The sequence below is a fragment of the Rouxiella badensis genome (genome assembly GCF_002093665.1).
GTDB lineage: Bacteria > Pseudomonadota > Gammaproteobacteria > Enterobacterales > Enterobacteriaceae > Rouxiella > Rouxiella badensis.
This window is the reverse complement of sequence record NZ_MRWE01000028.1, coordinates 1-17,935: the sequence shown is the minus strand read 5'-3', so window position 1 is coordinate 17,935 and position 17,935 is coordinate 1. Positions and strand designations below refer to the sequence as shown.

Annotated in this window: 18 protein-coding genes; 3 read left to right on the top strand and 15 right to left on the bottom strand. The window is 54.0% G+C overall.

The annotated features are described in order from the left end of the window. Positions 1-23 precede the first annotated feature (23 nt). Positions 24-956 (bottom strand): 50S ribosomal protein L3 N(5)-glutamine methyltransferase, encoded by a 933-nt coding sequence (prmB, locus tag BS640_RS15825; RefSeq protein WP_017490300.1) that lies wholly within the window; start codon positions 954-956, stop codon positions 24-26. A gap of 189 nt (positions 957-1,145) precedes the next feature. On the opposite strand from prmB, the gene smrB reads away from it, so the two are divergent. Beyond that, entirely contained in the window at positions 1,146-1,691 is a 546-nt protein-coding gene (gene smrB / locus BS640_RS15820) for an endonuclease SmrB (protein ID WP_017490301.1), read from the top strand. A gap of 75 nt (positions 1,692-1,766) precedes the next feature. Here smrB and sixA read toward each other — a convergent pair whose 3' ends face one another. From sixA to BS640_RS15800, 4 genes are all read right to left on the bottom strand, one after another. Next, the gene (gene sixA, locus BS640_RS15815) at positions 1,767-2,255 is read right to left on the bottom strand and encodes a phosphohistidine phosphatase SixA (protein WP_017490302.1); all 489 of its coding nucleotides are present in this window, start codon (positions 2,253-2,255) and stop codon (positions 1,767-1,769) included. Between the two features lie 348 nt (positions 2,256-2,603). Continuing rightward, a complete protein-coding gene (gene fadJ, locus BS640_RS15810; protein ID WP_084912905.1) occupies positions 2,604-4,769 on the bottom strand; it encodes a fatty acid oxidation complex subunit alpha FadJ in 2,166 nt (721 codons plus the stop codon). Continuing rightward, positions 4,766-6,079: an acetyl-CoA C-acyltransferase FadI gene (gene fadI, locus BS640_RS15805; protein WP_017490304.1), complete on the bottom strand. Its 1,314-nt coding sequence runs from the start codon at positions 6,077-6,079 to the stop codon at positions 4,766-4,768. The genes fadJ and fadI overlap by 4 nt, the downstream gene beginning before the upstream one ends. A gap of 246 nt (positions 6,080-6,325) precedes the next feature. Next, on the bottom strand, positions 6,326-6,643 hold the full coding sequence (locus BS640_RS15800) for a YfcZ/YiiS family protein (protein WP_017490305.1): 318 nt from the start codon (positions 6,641-6,643) through the stop codon (positions 6,326-6,328). 445 nt (positions 6,644-7,088) lie between these two features. Between BS640_RS15800 and fadL the strand changes: the two genes are divergently transcribed. Next, positions 7,089-8,366, top strand: a complete 1,278-nt coding sequence (gene fadL, locus BS640_RS15795) for a long-chain fatty acid transporter FadL (protein WP_017490306.1) — start codon at positions 7,089-7,091, stop codon at positions 8,364-8,366. Between the two features lie 63 nt (positions 8,367-8,429). Here the strand turns inward: fadL and mlaA are convergent, their stop codons facing one another. The 10 genes from mlaA to ccmA form a co-directional block, all read right to left on the bottom strand. Next, positions 8,430-9,320: a phospholipid-binding lipoprotein MlaA gene (mlaA, locus tag BS640_RS15790; RefSeq protein ID WP_017490307.1), complete on the bottom strand. Its 891-nt coding sequence runs from the start codon at positions 9,318-9,320 to the stop codon at positions 8,430-8,432. 32 nt (positions 9,321-9,352) lie between these two features. After that, positions 9,353-10,573 (bottom strand): c-type cytochrome biogenesis protein CcmI, encoded by a 1,221-nt coding sequence (gene ccmI, locus BS640_RS15785; protein WP_017490308.1) that lies wholly within the window; start codon positions 10,571-10,573, stop codon positions 9,353-9,355. Next, positions 10,570-11,028, bottom strand: coding sequence for a cytochrome c-type biogenesis protein (locus BS640_RS15780; protein WP_017490309.1), 459 nt, complete (start codon positions 11,026-11,028; stop codon positions 10,570-10,572). The genes ccmI and BS640_RS15780 overlap by 4 nt, the downstream gene beginning before the upstream one ends. Beyond that, positions 11,025-11,576 carry a DsbE family thiol:disulfide interchange protein gene (locus tag BS640_RS15775; protein ID WP_017490310.1) on the bottom strand — a complete coding sequence of 184 codons (552 nt, stop codon included), beginning with the start codon at positions 11,574-11,576 and terminating at the stop codon, positions 11,025-11,027. Before BS640_RS15775 ends, BS640_RS15780 begins: the two co-directional genes overlap by 4 nt. After that, on the bottom strand, positions 11,573-13,546 hold the full coding sequence (locus BS640_RS15770) for a heme lyase CcmF/NrfE family subunit (protein ID WP_017490311.1): 1,974 nt from the start codon (positions 13,544-13,546) through the stop codon (positions 11,573-11,575). The genes BS640_RS15775 and BS640_RS15770 overlap by 4 nt, the downstream gene beginning before the upstream one ends. Continuing rightward, a complete protein-coding gene (gene ccmE, locus BS640_RS15765; RefSeq protein WP_017490312.1) occupies positions 13,543-14,037 on the bottom strand; it encodes a cytochrome c maturation protein CcmE in 495 nt (164 codons plus the stop codon). Before ccmE ends, BS640_RS15770 begins: the two co-directional genes overlap by 4 nt. Next, entirely contained in the window at positions 14,034-14,306 is a 273-nt protein-coding gene (ccmD, locus tag BS640_RS15760) for a heme exporter protein CcmD (RefSeq protein ID WP_084912904.1), read from the bottom strand. Before ccmD ends, ccmE begins: the two co-directional genes overlap by 4 nt. Then, a complete protein-coding gene (locus BS640_RS15755; RefSeq protein ID WP_084912903.1) occupies positions 14,306-15,040 on the bottom strand; it encodes a heme ABC transporter permease in 735 nt (244 codons plus the stop codon). The genes ccmD and BS640_RS15755 overlap by 1 nt, the downstream gene beginning before the upstream one ends. Positions 15,041-15,306: 266 nt before the next feature. Next, positions 15,307-15,966: a heme exporter protein CcmB gene (gene ccmB, locus BS640_RS15750; protein WP_084912902.1), complete on the bottom strand. Its 660-nt coding sequence runs from the start codon at positions 15,964-15,966 to the stop codon at positions 15,307-15,309. Continuing rightward, entirely contained in the window at positions 15,966-16,592 is a 627-nt protein-coding gene (gene ccmA, locus BS640_RS15745) for a cytochrome c biogenesis heme-transporting ATPase CcmA (protein ID WP_017494290.1), read from the bottom strand. Before ccmA ends, ccmB begins: the two co-directional genes overlap by 1 nt. Positions 16,593-16,885: 293 nt before the next feature. Between ccmA and BS640_RS15740 the strand changes: the two genes are divergently transcribed. After that, entirely contained in the window at positions 16,886-17,803 is a 918-nt protein-coding gene (locus BS640_RS15740) for a formate/nitrite transporter family protein (protein WP_017494291.1), read from the top strand. The last annotated feature ends 132 nt before the right edge of the window (positions 17,804-17,935 follow it).

The following is a 17,935-nucleotide window of genomic DNA, read 5'->3' as shown; positions in this document are numbered from 1 at the left end:
AGATACGCGTTTTGCTGAACGAATTACTTCCTGTACACGCTGAAGTGCTCAGCGCAGTCCAGCAGCTGTTGTTTAGTCAGCATGAATACGCCGTCGCCGCCGTTTTCAAATTCCAGCCAGGTAAATGGAATATCAGGATACTGATCCATCAGATGTACCATGCTGTTACCCACTTCACAAATCAGCACGCCGTTGTCGGTCAGGTAGTCTGGCGCGCAGGCCAGAATACGGCGAGTCAGCTTCAGACCGTCGCTACCGGACGCCAGGCCCAGCACCGGCTCGTGGCGATATTCGTCCGGCAGGTCAGACATGTCTTCTTCGTCGACGTAAGGCGGATTGGTCACAATCAGGTCGTACTGCAGCTCAGGCAGCTCGCGGAACAGGTCTGAACGAATCGGCGTAACCCACTGCTCGATGCCGTGCGTTTCGATGTTGCGCTCGGCCACGGCCAGCGCGTCGGCGGAGATATCTACCGCATCAACCTCGGTCTCAGGGAACGCGTAGGCGCAGGCAATAGCGATGCAGCCGCTGCCAGTACACATATCAAGAATGTGGCTTGGTTGATCTTGCAAGATGCCGGAGAAGCGGTTGTTGATCAGTTCACCGATTGGCGAGCGCGGGACCAGCACGCGTTCGTCAACGTAAAACTCCATGCCGCAGAACCAGGCTTTGTTGGTCAGATAAGCGACCGGTACGCGCTCGTTCACGCGGCGGATCACCCGCTCGACGATGCGGTGGCGCTCGCTCGAGGTCAGGCGTGCGGTGTGCATGTCTTCAGGGATGTCGAGCGGTAAAAAGACGCTTGGCAGCACCAGTTGTACGGCTTCGTCCCAGGGATTATCCGTTCCATGGCCGTAATAGACATTCGCGGCATTCAGGCGGCTGACGGTCCAGCGCAGCATATCCTGAATGGTATGCAGCTCACTGACGGCTTCGTCGACGAATATTTTATCCAATTTTCTCTCCTGGGGTACGGCGGGTGGCCATCATTCATAGCCATAAAATTTCCGCATAGTTTGCCACGAAGACGGCAACAAATCAGCAGTAATACCCCATTGTTGCGAGACTTCTCCAAAGACATTTACTTAAAAAGGGGAAGAGGAGCAGGTACACTGTGAAAATGTTCGACGAATGATGATATTGCGATGAAGAAAAAATTTTCGCTGAGTAAGGAGGAGCTGGCCTTATTTCGTGAGGCGGTACCGGGCACCAAGCGACTTAAAAATGACACCATAGTCCATAAACCGGCACCTAAACCGACGGTGATTGCCTCGCCAAAGCGTTTGCTTCAGGAGCAGGTGGATGCGACCTACTATTTCTCTGACGAGTTTCAGCCAATGCTTGACGCCGAAGGACCGGTACGTCATGTGCGGCCTGACGTCAGCCATTTCGAATTAAAGAAGCTTCGCCGCGGCGATTATTCGCCCGAGCTGTTTCTTGATTTGCACGGCCTGACGCAGCACGAAGCCAAGCAGGAACTGGGTGCGCTGATTGCCGCGTGCCGTAGAGAACACGTTCACTGCGCCTGTATAATGCACGGGCACGGCAAACATATTCTTAAGCAGCAGACCCCTCTGTGGCTGGCGCAGCATCCTGACGTCGAGGCCTTCCACCAGGCTCCGCGTGAGCTGGGCGGTAATGCGGCACTGCTGGTATTGGTCGAGCTGGACGATAAAACCGACCAGGAATAACGGCTAACGATTTTTCGCGGCCCAAAATAGCGAAAGGCACAGCAAGCTGTGCCTTTTTAGCGTCTTTCAGTCACCTCAGCTGCAGGCTTTCGCAATCACCTGAGAAGGGCTGTACTGCCAGTCATAGCTGCCTCGTCCGGTGTCAGCGTTGATTTCTACGCTGGCCATCGCCGAGGTGGCAAACATCGGAGGGCACTGTCCTGGGCAAAGTTCCGCCACCAGATAGCCGACCAACGGCAAGTGAGAAACCACCAGCACGGAGCTCACGCCCTCTCTCGCCAAAGCCTGAAGCTCTTCGGCTACTTGTGCGGGGTCACCGCCCGGCGTCAGTTCCGGCAACACGTCAACCTTTTCAGGAAGAGAGAGCGCCTGACGCACTTTTTCCAGCGTTTGCTGCGCCCGAAGATAAGGGCTCACCAGCACACGCTGAATTTTCACGGAGCGACCGTTCAACCAGGACGCCATACATACCGTCTCGTCACAACCACAATCGGTAAGAGGTCTTACTGAATCGCTGGCCGCATCAAGAGCAGCCTCACCGTGACGCATAATCACAACTTGCATATTGCACCGCTTTTGTTAACAAAAATAGCGCTATACAGGTACGCTGAGCGTGCTGTATTACCCTTCTGCCCACATCCTAGCAGGGCACTACAACCATCACATCAAAACCCACCGTATCGCGGCCGGGCATTTTGCCTGAAAGTCACCACAAAGAAAACGCTGTTTTTTACACCAACTGCGAATAGATGTAAATAGGTCTGGCTATTTAATGAACAGCGCGATCATTTTTCACTCTGCTAACCAAGAATTACCAGAAACCTTAAATTAAGCCGTGATGCAGATCACACTTAATGGCTAAATTTGCATCGTTTCAAAGTCTAAAAGATCGTCTATTTTACGCCCATTACGTTAGCTATACAATTTTTGCCCATTGTCTGCTCGGGTGACGAGCCCTTCACAGGGTGCAAAACGGGTGCCGTGCAGCTTCTGCAATGCCTGCAGTCTCTTCACCAAAACGTCGGCCCCCAGCGCATCGATATAGCGCATAGGCCCTCCGAGGAACGGCGGGAAGCCAATGCCGAAAACGGCACCAATATCGGCATCTCGCGCGCTGCGCACGGTGCCATCATCCAGACAATGTACTGCCTCGTTGAGCATCAGCGCCACACAGCGGTCGGCCAGCGCCTGCTCGCTCAGTTTGTTTTTTGGCGTCACGGCTAACAGCTTGTAAATCGTTGGGTCTGGCGTTTTTTTACCGGACTTTTGGCCCTTCTGTGGATAAAGATAAAATCCCCGACTATTTTTTCGGCCTTTCCTGCCGTCTTCGAGCACCGCCTCAAGCCCGCCAGGCGCGGCAAAGCGATCGCCGAAGGCCGACTCGAGAACAGGAATGATTTTAGTGCCCACGTCTATTCCGACCTCGTCGAGCAGTTGCAGCGGCCCCACTGGAAAACCAAAGTTGACCAGTGAGTTGTCGATGTGTTCAATGCTCTCGCCTTCCAGCAGGCAACGCGCCGCTTCATTCATATAAGGCGCGAGAATACGATTAACGTAAAAACCGGCGCTGTCACCGACCACAATAGCGGTCTTGCCCTGTTTTCTGGCGAAAGAAACCGTGGTGGCAATAGTTTGCGGACTGGTCTGCGCGTGCGGGATAACCTCCACCAACGGCATCTTATCTACCGGGCTGAAATAATGCAGGCCGATCACCTGCTCCGGCCTTGCTGCGCCTTCGGCAATTTTATGAATCGGTAAAGAAGAAGTGTTTGAAGCAAAAATTGTCTGCGGAGAGGCATTTTCCTCAACTTCATGGATCATCTTCTGCTTAAGCTCAAGGTCTTCAAAGACCGCCTCAATCACCAAGTCAACCTGCGAGAATCCGCTGTAGTCGGTCGTGCCGGAAATCAGCATCATCTGGCGTTGCAGCTCGGATTTTTTGAGGTGCCCACGGCGCAGTTTTTTCTGCAACAGATCCCAACTGTATTTAAACGAGTGGCTTATTCCCTGCTCATTAATATCTTTAATCCTGACCGAAATATTGGCCTTGGTAGCTGTCACGTTAGCAATGCCGCCGCCCATCAGCCCGCCTCCCAAGACCGCGACTTTGTGGATTTCTCGCGGTTCAGCCTGCGCACCAAAATCTTTTTTCAACGCGGTAGAGGCAAAGAAAATACCGCGCAGCGCGGCGGACTGTGGCGTCATGACCAGTTCACCAAACGCACGAGCCTCCGCCTCGTAGCCACTGCTGCTGCCCTGACTCAGCCCGGTCTGTACCACGTCAATAATCTTTTCAGTGGCGGGATAATGTCCGCGTGATTTCGCCCGCGTTTGCTTGCGCACAATATAGAACAGCAGCGCTTTGCCTAGCGGCCCCTGAGCTACACGGTCAATGTAAGACAGCTCTCGTCTGGCCGTATGCCCTTTGCGAACGCGCTCAATAGCCGTCTGAAAAAGAATAGACTGTGGCACAACGTCGTCCACCAGCCCCATACGCAGTGCCTGTTTTGCGCGGATGCTGCGGCCGGTGAGCATCATATCCAGCGCTTTCGGTGCGCCAATCAGTCGGGGCAGGCGTTGAGTTCCACCGGAACCCGGCAGCAGACCGAGCTGAACCTCAGGCAAGCCGAGTTGAGTTTTATCATCCAGCGAGCAGATTCGACTGTGGCAGGCAAGGGCAAGCTCAAGGCCTCCGCCTAGGCATGCGCCATGAATAGCGGCCACCACGGGCACCGAAAGCCCGGCAATGTGTGCCATCACGCCCTGTCCTTTTTTCGCCAGAGCCTCGGCTTCTGAGGCTTTTTCGCAGCGCGCAATCATGCTGATATCCGCACCCGCAATGAAGGAGTCTTTCTTGCCGGAAATAAACACCAAGCCTTTTAATTTGGGATGCTGCTGTGCCTGCTGCAACAGTGAGTTTATCTGCTGCACAAACTCGGCTTTTAGCGTATTGACTTTCTCATCCGCGACATCAATGGTGACGATGCCGATATTGTCCTCGGTAAAATAGAGGGTGAAGGCCGAAGGCGTTGCTGATTCCGTTACCTCCGCCGGCGAAATCATTGGTTTTTGGCTCATTCTGCCACCTCCACAATCATTGCCGCACCGAGACCACCGGCGGCACAGGCGGTGGTGAGTCCGAGTTTTTTACCTCGCCGACGCAGCTCGTGCAAAATTTGGGTGATCATTCGTGCACCCGTAGCGGCAAAAGGATGTCCATAGGCCAGCGATCCGCCCAATACGTTGAATTTTTCCCAGTCAATTTCACCTATTGCCTGCTCGCGCCCGAGTTTCTCACGCGCAAACTGCGGGCTGGCGAACATCTTGACGTTGGCCAGTGTTTGCGCGGCAAAGGCCTCGTGCATATCAATCAGATCAATATCTGCGAGCGTCAACCCCGCGCGGTCTAGCGCCACCGGCGTGGCATAGGCTGGCCCCAGCAACATGTCTTCCCAGACATCGATGGCCGAAAAGGCAAAGCTGCGCAGATAACCCAGCGGTTTCAGGCCTAGCTCGCGGGCACGAGACTCACTCATTAACAGCACTGCTGCCGCGCCGTCGGTCAATGGGGTACTGGTCGCCGCCGTCACCGTGCCATGCTTGCGGTCAAACGCCGGACGCAGCTTCACATACTGCTCGATGCTGGAATCAAAGCGAACGTTGTTGTCTTTTTGTATCACGTCTTTATAAGGCGGAACGTGCGCGGCCATCACCTGTGAATCAAGCAGACCGTCATTCCAGGCCTGTGCCGCCCGTTGATGCGAGCGGTGGGCAAATTCGTCCTGCTGCTGGCGACTGATGCCATGGGATTTCGCCATCTGCTCGGCGGTGTCGCCCATGCGCAGGCCGGTAGAGTATTCCGCTACCGCCGGGGGAACCGGCAGCAGGTCGCGTAATTTGAGTTTGCTGAACAGCGACAGCCGCTGAGATAAAGTGCGAGCCTTGTTGAGGTCGACCAGCGTTTTCGCCAGCGCCTTGCTGACGCCAATTGGCAAAACAGATGAAGAGTCTGCGCCTCCGGCAATACCGACGCTCACTGTGCCGGCCATAATGCTTTCGGCAACGTTGGCAATTGCCTGAAAGCTGGTCGCACAGGCGCGAGAAACGCTGTAGGCGTCGGTTGAAACGCTCATTCCAGTGCCTAATACAATTTCGCGCGCAATATTAGGGGCTTCGGGCATCTGCACGACCTGGCCAAATACCAGTTGGTCGATAACAGACGGGTCAATCCCACTCTTTGCCAGCAATTCGCTGACCACAATTTTACCGAGATCGACCGCCGGTATGCCGTGAAATGCCGTTGCCTGCTTGGCAAATGGGGTACGCAGGCCGTCAATAATAGCGATACGATCGCCCTGACGCGTAACCAGCGGAATGGCCTTGTTCATAGTGGCTCCTGATTCAATAAAACGGTCAATGCTTTATAAATTAGCGGGTTATTTTATTTTTGCTCGGTTTACTGGCCTGATGACGGTCAATTTTGACTTTTGTAACAGGTCTGACCTGATGATCAAGTGTTAACCATCTGCCTGTCATTAGCAAAGCCCAAGCTGTTGAATTGAGAGCGGCAGCAAATTTTTCGAGGAAGGCATCTAAAGGGGTATCTACCGCCGGTGCGGCGGCAGCAAGGGGAATTAACGCAGGGCAAGCTGGAAGTTTATCGACTCAATCTGGCAGCAAAAGGTGAAATCAGCCGTAAGCTCAACGCCGCCCTCCACCTCGTTAAACTGACTGTTGATGTCGCACGGGTCTGACTCGGCCCGGCGGGCACGCGCCGTTAAGTCTTCAAGCGCCGCTTCTGCATCAGCGCGGGTTGCAAAAACGTTCTGATAAGAGGCGGTGCAGTCGGTGTTATCGATGATAGTGCCCACGTCGACGCAGCAACAGGCCGCGGTTTCCTGTGCGGCGGTAGTCCGCGTAGGTTTAGTCGATTCAGTGGATAATTCGGACATATTTTCTCCTTTCGACGCGCTATTGCGCCAGGCCAGTGGCCGTGATGAATCATTAAAAATGATAGATTCTCTGGAAAATATCTTACTCCTGCCTCGCGACAAGCACTACCCTTACTTTTACTATGGTTTTTAAGTGATTAAAATCACAAGACTAATAAAGCGCAATAAAACTAATTTATTCATATGCGGATTAGTTCAACCCGAATCGTCAGTTTTATGAATCTAAACCGTTCCCTTTTTGTTAAGCGGATCTAATTTTTAAAATCTAATTACCAATAAGTGTGAAACAACGTTGCAACATGTGTACAGGTCAGACCTATACTTCGCTCACTGGTCTGATTAGTCGGCCCAAAAGTACAGGACGCTACAATCCGCCGCTCATTGTTACTCATGTGATAGCCCATGATTAGCTTTGTTCTATAAAACATAAAATGAGGTTTTGGTCATGAACCAGAAAAACCTGTTTACGAGATCAGCTGTGGCAGCTGCAATGGCACTTGTTTCATCACACGTTTACGCGGCAGGATTCCAGCTAAACGAATACACCGCCTCTGGACTGGGTCGCGCTTATGCCGGTGAAGGCGCCATCGCCGACACCGCCGCCTCTGGAAGCCGCAACCCGGCAACCATGACCATGTTTGACCGCCCTACGTTCTCCGGCGGCGCAGTATTTATCGATCCAGACGTCAAATTAACCGGCAAATCCCCGGTGACGGGTTCCAGCCTCGACGCTAACAATATTGCCCCAACCCAGTGGGTTCCAAACCTGCACTTCATCATGCCGCTAAACGACAGCTGGGCGGTGGGAGCCTCGGCCACGACCAACTACGGACTCTCTACCGAATTCAACAGCGGCTATCCGGCGGGTCCTCTGGCGGGTAAAACCGACCTGATGACCGAAAACCTCAACCTGAGCACCGCCTATCGCCTTAACCAACACTTCAGCTTCGGCGTCGGCTTTGACGCCGTCTACGCCAAGGCAAAAATCGAGCGTAACGCCGGTGAGCTGGTTGCGTTGCAAAGCCGCGGTCAGATCCCTGCCGACACCACCGCCGCACACCTGAACGGTAACGCCTGGGGCTACGGTTGGAACGCCGGTATCCTCTACGAGGTGGATGAAAACAACCGTTACGGTTTCACCTATCGTTCGAAAGTTAACGTCGATTTCGACGGTAACTACCGCAGCGACCTGCCGGTTCTGGCAGGCGGAACTGGGGGCAGCACGCAGGCCGGCCATTTAACCCTGAATCTGCCTGAAGTGTGGGAGGTTTCCGGTTATAACCGCGTGGCGCCGAAATGGGCGGTCCACTACAGTATGACCTATACCAGCTGGAGCGAGTTCCAGCAGCTGAAAGCTACCGCCAACAATGGCGATACGCTGTTCCAAAAAGAAGAAGGCTATCATGACGTTTACCGCATCGCCCTGGGTACCACCTATTACTACAGCGATGAATGGACCTTCCGTACCGGTATCGCGTTCGATGACAGCCCGGTTCCGGCCGACAACCGCACAATTTCGATTCCCGATCAGGACCGTCTGTGGTTGAGCGCCGGTGCCACCTATGCGTTTAGCAAAGATGCGTCGGTTGACCTGGGCGTTTCTTACATGCACGGCAAAACCGTACACATCAGCGAAAAAGTCGCCGATGGCGTGCCTAACTATGAATTCGATGCTAAAGGCACTGCGATGCTGTACGGCATGAACTTCAACTACACGTTCTAGTCCGTTTCGTTGCCATAAAAAAAGCGCCCTTGGGCGCTTTTTTGTTGTCTGGCTGATATCGACTCAGTTGGCAGAGTCGATGCTGTCGAGGTCGCCCTGAATCGCCGCAGCGTTCGGGTTAACCACCGGCGTCAGCTTGCCGCCGTTTGCCAGGAAGTCGTGATGCTGGAAGTACGCCGCGCGAACAAACTCATACGGATCGGACGAGTTGGTCAGCAGGCCGTCGGAATCCAGCAGCTGTGCACGGGTTTCGATGCCTTCAAGCGCCCATTTACCCGCAGTCATCCACCAGGTCAGGTAGTTAAGCGGGAAGTAAAGGTCGTCGACCACGCCGCCCACGTCTTCACGCGGGGTGAAGCTGCCGTAGCCCGGCAGCACCGCGTAGGTACCGTAACCCACACCGTAATGGCCCAGCGTGCTACCGAAGCGATGCGGCTCTTCCTTCGCCAGCTGCGGGTTAGCCATTGACGCAACGTCAATCAGGCCGCCTACACCCAGAATGGTATTCAGGAAGAAGCGGGTAAAGTGTTTCGCACCTTCCTGCACATTACCTTCAACCAGATAGTTCACCATCGTTGACGGCTCACTCAGGTTGTCAAAGAAGTTGCTCAGACCGTTACGCGCAGGCTGTGGTAGGTAGTCGCGCCACGCCACGGCAACCGGACGTAAAACATAGGGGTCCAGCACGTTCATGTTAAAGTTGAACATTGAACGGTTGAAGCCCTGAAGCGGGTCAGAACGCCCGCCTAATTGAGGATCAACCTGCTCGGGAGCCGGTGGATTTGACGCGTTGGCCGCTGTCGGCACCACCCCTGTTGACATCGTCTTTGCCGAAGGCGCAGTTGAAGCCGAAGAGGTTGGCGGCGTAGACGGCGTAACCAGTGATTTTGGTTTATCCGCACAGCCAACCAATAATAATGTGGCAACCGCCAGCCCAGTCAGGCGAAAGTCCATCATGTTCTCCCTGTTTATGCTTCGGCCCCTTTTTATGGGACCTGCTGATTAATCTCGATATTGACCTGCCCGCTGCCCGAGAAGTTGGTCAACGGACTGTCACCGTACCAGTCGCCCGATGCCGGTGTCGCCAGGCCAGTTTGTGAAATACGCACACGTACTTTCAGTTGATGCAACGAAGAAAGCAAGCGCTCCGGCATCATGGCATTGGTATCATCAACCGTGACAGAAAGCGGGAATCGGCTGAGAGGCAGTTTTTTAACTGCAACCGGAACCGGGCTGCTGCCGTCTGTCACCGAAATAAATACCGTACCCTGCTGAGGAAGCTGTTGCTGCGCACGCGGCGAAAGTGTAACCGCAACGCCGAGTTTAACCTTATCCATGCCCGATTTAGCTTTAGCCTGCTCAATGCTGGCTTTCACCATTTCAGTTCGCTTGTCGTCGGCAGGCAGAATTTTCAACATCACCTGCCATGCGCCGATCGCCTGCGGATAGTGCCCCTGTTCATATTCATTATATGCCAGCAGACTCAATACTTGCAGATTCCCCTGATTATGTTCGAGCATATCACGCAACATATTGCCGCCGTTGATATTATCTTGCGGATCGGTGGAACGCGTCAGAACATCAGCATAGCCCAGTTTAATGTCCATATCATTTGGAGAAAGTGCGTATGCGCGAGCAAATGCCTGCGTCGCGGTGCTGGCATTGTTAAGCGCCATGCCCACACGGCCCAGCATCAGCCAGTCTTTAGCGTTGTCCGGGTCATTCTGCAGGTCGGTACGCAGACCGAGACCGAGGTCCTGAATATCCATCATATTCAGTGGCTTGGCATTCTCGTCCGCGACGCGAGCGCGTAAGTCAGGCATTCTTTTCATGACCTGATTCCAGGCACTAACCTGACCTAGACCGCCTGCATACAGATAAAAACCAAGAGTGACGACGACCAGTAATATGACCCCCGGAGCCAGCGTCCAGCGTGGGATTGGTTTCCCCGCTTTGCTGGCCTGCCCCGGAATATCACTCAACAGATTTTCCTGGAGTTCCTGAACAAAGATAGGACGCTCAGGCGCGGCAACCACGCCCTGCTGTTCGTCTTCTTCCAGTTCGCTCAAGCGGTGATGATAGAAAGCCTTGTTCAGATCGTCGCGCGTGTTGGACAGAGAATCACGATCGCCTCGAATAACAGGCACAATAAACAACGCGACGCCCACCAGCAGCAGCGCAACAATGACCAGCCAAAAAACAATCATGATTCTTTCCTGTCCTTTTCACCGAGCAGCTGCGCCAAACGCAGTTTCTCTTGTGAAGACATCTGCTCTTCCGTTTGACGACGACGAGCGCGTAAAATAATGACCAGTGCGCCGACAATGACAAACAGCGCGGGTCCAACCCATAAAATCAGCGTAGACGGCGTGACCGGCGGTTCGTAGGTCACAAAGTTGCCGTAGCGCGCGACCATATAATCAACGATCTGCTTGCTCGACTGCCCTTGATTCAGCAGCTCGAGGACCTTTTTACGCATGTCAGCCGCGATGATGGAGTCAGACGCCGCAATGTTGGTGTTCTGACATTTCGGGCAACGCAGCTGCTCGGTCAATTCGCGATACTGCTGTTCCTGCTGTGGCGATTTGAACTGATAAGCATCGATGGCAGCAAAAACGCTAAAGCTCAGCATCAGACCAAAGATAAGTGAAATCAGTCTCATGCGTTGCCTCCGTATTTATTGTAAAGCGGACGTACTTCCTTCTGCCAGACCTGCTCGTTGAGATCACCGGCATGGCGATAACGCACGATGCCGTTACCGTCAATAAGGAAGGTTTCAGGGGCTCCGTACACACCGAGGTCAAGACCGAGCATGCCGTCGCCGTCGTACAGGCTCAGCGCATAAGGGTTACCCAGCGTATTCAGCCAGTTAATCGCCTTATTGCGGTCATCCTTGTAGTTAAGGCCAACCACGTGCACGCCTTTCGCCGCCAGCGTATTGAGATAATCATGCTCGGCACGACAGGTTGGACACCAGGTCGCCCAGACGTTCAGCAGAATCGGCTTACCGGTGTGAAACACTGACTGGTCGTAGGTTTTCCCCGGCTCGAACAGCGATTCCAGCTTGAACACTGGCACCGGTTTGCCGACCAACGCCGACTCAAGTAGAGTCGGGTCATCGCCGTGCGCGTTGCGGGTCAGCTGCACCAGAAACGCCGCGGCCAGCGCCAAAAACAGAAACAGGGGAATAAAGAGAATTTTACGATTCATGCTTCCTCCGCCGCTTCTTTACCCTGACGTTTCAGTTTCTTGGTCATTCTATAGCGCGGATCCAGGATACACAGGATGCCACCGACCGCCATAAAGATGCCGCCCAGCCAAATCCAGCGAACGAAAGGTTTATAGTACAGGCGTACCGCCCACGAGCCGTCGTCCAGCTCTTCGCCCAGCGCCGCATAAAGATCGCGCGCGAGATTACCGTCGATGGCCGCTTCGGTCATCATGCTGTGTGCCACGCTGTAGTAGCGTTTTTCGGCGTGCAGCACGGTCACGAATTTACCGTTACGGGTCACGTCGATATTGGCTTCACCGCCAGTGTAGTTGGAGCCTTTAATGTCGGTCAGGTTGCGGAATTCAAAATGGTAACCCTGAATGTCTACGGTATCACCCGACTTCATGCGCACGTCACGCTCGACGCTGTAGTTCTGGCTAAAGGCGATACCGATGACGGTAACGGCAACACCCAGGTGACCCAGCACCATGCCCCAGTGGCTGCGAGACAGATGCGTCAGGCCACGCCAGAAAGTGTGACGGTGGGTAGCGCGCTCGTGCAGCTCCATCAGCGTCAGCAGGATAACCCACACTGACATCAGCATACCGACCACGGTCATGCCAACGATTTTGTCCTGCAACAACCACGGCAGCAGAATCGACAGCAGCAAGGTTACGACCAGCGCAACGCCCAGACGACGCCACAGCTTGCTTGGCTCGTCACGACGCCAGCGTACTAGCGGACCTATACCCAGCAGCAGCGCCATCGGTGCCATCAGCCAGGTGAACATGGTGTTAAAGAACGGTTCGCCGATGGAAATACTGCCCAGTCCCAGCTGCTTGTGAATCAACGGCAGCAGCGTACCCAGCAACACAACCAGCATCGCAGCAATCAGCAGGACGTTATTTCCCAGCAGGAAGCTTTCACGTGAAAACGGCTCGTGACGGCTTGGTGCACGCACCGCGCTGCCTTTGATTGCGTACAGCAACAGCGAGCTGCCGATGACAATCACCAGATAGGCCAGGATAAACATACCGCGCGCCGGGTCAGAGGCGAAGGAGTGCACGGAGACCAGCACGCCGGAACGCACCAGGAAGGTCCCCAGCAGGCAGAGCGAGAAACAAGTAATCGACAGCAGTACGGTCCAGGCCTTGAAGGTGCCGCGTTTTTCGGTCACCGCCAATGAGTGGATAAGCGCGGTACCGGCCAGCCAAGGCATAAAGGAGGCATTCTCTACCGGGTCCCAGAACCACCAGCCGCCCCAGCCAAGTTCATAGTAGGCCCAGGCAGAACCCAGCACGATACCGACGGTCAGGAACACCCATGCGGCCTGCGTCCACGGACGCGACCAGCGCGCCCAGGCGGTATCCAGACGGCCTGCCATCAGCGAGGCAATCGCAAAGGCAAAGGCGACGGAGAATCCAACGTAGCCCATGTACAGAATCGGTGGATGGAAAATCAGGCCAATATCCTGCAACACCGGGTTGAGGTCGCTGCCGTCAATCGGGAAGTTCGGCAGAGTACGCAGGAACGGGTTGGAGGTCAGCAGAATGAACAGCAGGAAGCCGGTGGTAATAAGGCCCATGACAGCCAGCACGCGCGCCACGGCGTCGTTCGGCATGCGGCGGCTAAACAGCGCAACCGCAGTAGTCCAGCAGCTCAGCAGGAGCACCCAGAGTAGCAGGGAGCCTTCGTGCGCGCCCCAGGTCGCCGCCATACGGTAATAAACCGGCAGGTGGGTGTTGGAGTTGTTCGCAACGTAGGCGACCGAGAAGTCGTTCACCACGAACGCGTGAACCAGAATGATAAAGGCTAACAGGATACAACCGAACATGCCGTAAGACAGTGGACGGGCCATTGCCATCATCCGCTCGTCCTGACGCGATGCGCCCCACTGGGGATAAATGCTCAATAACGTTGACAGGCCCAGGGCCAGACAAAGAGCAAAAGTACCAATTTCAGGGATCATGACTGGCCATTTCCTTTAGCAGGAGCAACATATGCCGAGGCTGGCCCCGTATGATTATCTTTCATTGCGTCTTCAACTTCCGGTGGGACATATTTTTCATCATGCTTGGCCAGAACCTGCTTCGCCATGACGACATTATTAGGCTCCATCACTCCTTGGGCCACTACGCCCTGCCCTTCCCGGAACAGGTCTGGCAAGATGCCAAAGTAGGTCACCGCGATAGCGCCGCGCGCATCGTAGATTTTAAAGTGCACTTCAAGGGTCTTGTCATCACGCTTGACTGAACCCGGCATTACCATCCCGCCGATACGTAGACGCTGACCGACAAACGGCAATTCATGATCCTTGCCTTTGCCCTGCAAAATTTCACTTGGTGTATAAAATAAATCAATATTGGAACGCAACGCATAAAGCACCAGGCTGGTTGCGAGCCCTAATCCAACCAGGACTATCAACGCAAGGTACATGCGATTTTTACGACGAGGATTCACGATAACTTCTCCCGGGTGGAGTCCGGCGACCCTGGTGCTGCACGCTTGCTATTATTATGCGCGGCACTGGCCTGTTTTTTCGATTGACGGATCCGCTGTTCGCGGGACTGGCGGCGGCGTATTTCAGCCAGCAGCTGGCGACGATGCCAGACGGTATGAATAATGATGCCAAATAAAGAAACCAGGGTGACGATGACCGACAGCCACACGTAAAACGCGTAGCCTCCCATCGCAAAGAATGCCTGCCAGGTTGGGAATGCAGCGTTCATCAACGGCGCTCCTTATTGACCAACGTGGCAACCCAAGGACGCAGACGCTCCTGGTTGATAATAAGATTGCGCAGGCGCATCAGGGTCAGCGTAATAAAGAAGAACAGATAGCCAAATACCGACCAGAACAGCGGATAACGCATGCTTGGGTCGATGGTTCTGCCAAAGTCGCTCGAGCCCTGATGAAGGGTGTTCCACCACTGCACGGAATAGTGAATGATTGGGATATTCACCACGCCGACCAGCACCAGAATACCGGCGGCACGGCCCGCAGTGCGGCGGTCCTCGAAGGAGTTGTATAACGCAATCACGCCAAGATAGAGGAAAAGGAGCACCAGCTCGGAGGTCAGACGCGCGTCCCACACCCACCAGGTTCCCCACATCGGTTTACCCCAGGCAGAGCCGGTCACTAGCGCGATAAAAGTAAAGACAGCGCCGACCGGTGCCATCGCGGCCATCGCCAGTTCAGACATTTTCATCTGCCAGACCAGGCCGATAAAGGCAGCGATCGCCATCGAGCTGTAGATCCCCATAGACCAGATAGCCGCAGGCACATGAATGTACATGATCCGGTAGCTATTGCCTTGTTGGTAATCAGGAGGTGCGTAACCGAAGCCCCATACCCAGCCGATAATAAGGCAGGCAATACCCGCAATGGCCAGCCAGGGAATAAAACGGCCGCAGACGTGGTAAAGCCGCTCAGGCCTTGCGAGTTGATGTAACCATTTCCACATTATTTGTCGTTGCTCACGTTAAAATTACACTGTGTTAAATGCCGTAAACCATTATCTGGAAAACTGTTGGCAGTAAGGGCTATTTTTGGACACCTTCTGCTCTTTTAGGCACGACGCCTATTGTTCCCTATCGAGAAGTGTGATGTTAGTCAAAGGTTGCGTTTTTTCAGGCGTATTGTAACCACAAGTAAACTCATTACTCTATTTATGGGTATTTTGAAATAAAATGACCGCAAATAACGCGACGTGATAATCACATTTGCCGATTAGTGCACGCTCACACGCAGCGCCGCCGAGGTAGCAAAGGGGGCCAGCGTGATGCTTCCCGCTAGCATGGCACCCAGAATGGCCAGATAGCCACCGATAGGCATCGCCATCGAGGCGGCATCAATCGCACCGGTAGAAAAAATCAGCACCGGAATATACAGCGGCAGCACCAGCAGACTCAACAATACCCCGCCCTTTCGTAATCCAACGGTCAGTGCGACGCCGATTGCGCCGATAAAGCTCAGCGTGGGCGTGCCCAACAACAGCGTCAGCGCGACCGCTTCCCAGGTTTTAAAGTCCAGCGACAGCAGCAGGGCTATCAGCGGAGAAATGATTAACAGCGGCAGCCCGGTCACCATCCAGTGAGCGCACACTTTGCCGATAACCGTGAGGGTAAGCGGCGCGGGCAATAGCATCAGCTGTTCGAGCGAGCCGTCAAGATAGTCGTCGCGGAACAGACGTTCGAGCGAAAGCAGCGAAGACAGCAGCGCCGCGACCCAGACAATACCCGGTGCAATGCGCGCCAGCAGCTTCGGCTCCGGCCCAATTCCCAATGGAAACAAGGTAATCACAATCAGGAAAAACCACAGCGGGTTTATAATCTCGGCACTTTTACGAAAAGCGATTTTCAATTCACGGCGTAAAACTTTAATAAACATTAGGCTAGCTCTGCACTGGTCAGACGAATTTTACGCACCGCACGCGTGACGCCCGGTAAATCCTGATGCGTGGTCAATAACACCATGCCGCCGTTTTGGGCGTGGCGCTCAAAAAGTTCGATAAGCGTGGAGACGCCCTGTTTGTCGATGGCGGTTAAGGGTTCATCCAGGATCCACAGCGGCGCGCGGCTAATCCACAGCCTGGCAAGGGCAACACGGCGCTGCTGACCGGCAGAAAGTTGCGCGACAGCCACGTCTTCGTATCCCAACAGGCCCACCTGCTCCAGCGCGTGAAATATCTCGTCCTGCGCGTCATTCCCACTTTCGGTCTGATAGAACGACAGATTCTCATAAGCGGTAAGTACAGACTTGATCCCCGGATAGTGGCCGAGAAACAGTAAATGCTGATGAAAAAGCTCACGCTGGCGGCGGGTGTTTTGGCCCTGCCAGTGCACTTCGCCTTCATCTGGGGAGGACAGACCGGCCAAAATACGCAGTAAACTGGTTTTACCGGCTCCGTTCTGGCCTTCAATCTGGACTATCTCGCCCGGCTGGATGGTGAAACTTAAGCCGCTAAACAGGGTTCGCTCATCGCGAACGCAACTGAGGTTAAGCGCTTCAAACATGGGGCGAGTCTCTTATCTTTCGGGAATGGGCATAATATCATAAGCCTTACAAACCCTGTAGGCTCTCGCTGCGCAGTTTACCGCTAACTAACTTCTAATTTACAGAAAAAACACAGCCTTTAGCATCGAATAACAAGTTCTTAATGCTCTGTTATTTTTAGATTTCTCACCCTCAAACCGAGTGGTGGATTAAAAAATAATCTATCCTTGTTGAATGATACAAAATGTAACCACGCTTTTTTATACCCATTCCGGCGTTATTTGCCTGTGTACTTTCACCAAGGGGATAAGCGATGAATCCAACTCGTTCAGCAAAAGACAATCTTAAGAATGGCCCTGACGTTGACAGCGAGGAGCGCGAGGACGGCAGCGAGATTGAGGTCGATGAAGAGAATCTCCCCTCACGAGCCGCCGCGGTGCACGAGCAGATCCGCATGGAGGGTGAGAAAGAGCTGGAGCGCGATGGGCTCGCACTGATGTGGTCGGCGATTGCCGCAGGCTTATCGATCAGCGCCTCGCTGGTCACCAAAGGCATTTTGCATGAACAGCTTGCAGACACGCCGGCACGGTTTTTCCTTGAGAACCTGGGCTATACCGTCGGATTTATTATCGTCATCATGGCTCGCCAGCAGCTTTTTACCGAGAACACCGTAACCGCGGTGCTGCCTGTGATGCATAAACCCACGTTCAAGAACTTCGGCATTCTGTTTCGGCTTTGGGGCGTGGTCCTGGCCGGTAACCTTATCGGCGCAGCCTGCGCGTCTCTGGCATTTGTTTCACTGCCGCTGTTTGAACCGTCTATTTTGCAGGCCTTTCATACTATAAGTATGGAGGTGATGGAAAAAAGTCCGACCCAAATGTTTGTTGGCGGCGTGGTGTCTGGCTGGCTAATTGCGACCATGGTGTGGATGCTGCCGAGCGCCGGTGCGGCGAAGATTTGGGTCATTCTGCTAATGACCTACCTGGTGGCGATTGGCAACCTGACTCATATCGTGGTCGGCTCCGTCGAGGTACTGTATCTGGTGTGGTCTGGTGCAGAACCCTGGTACCGCTTCCTGTGGCCCTTCGCCCTGCCGACGCTCGCCGGCAACATCATTGGCGGTACCTTTATCTTTGCGCTGATCAGCCACGCACAGATTAGGAACGATTTAAGCAACCAACGCCGCAAGTCCAAAAATCGGCAAAAAGAACGCCCAAAATCCGTAAAATGATGAAGTAATGAGCAAACGGACCTGCAAAGCCTTATTTTTAGGATGAAAATGGGTATACTGTGCGCGCTGCCGCTCAAGCAGCTGTGTCTCCTTAGTTAAACGGATATAACAAGTATTTTCATAATATTATGT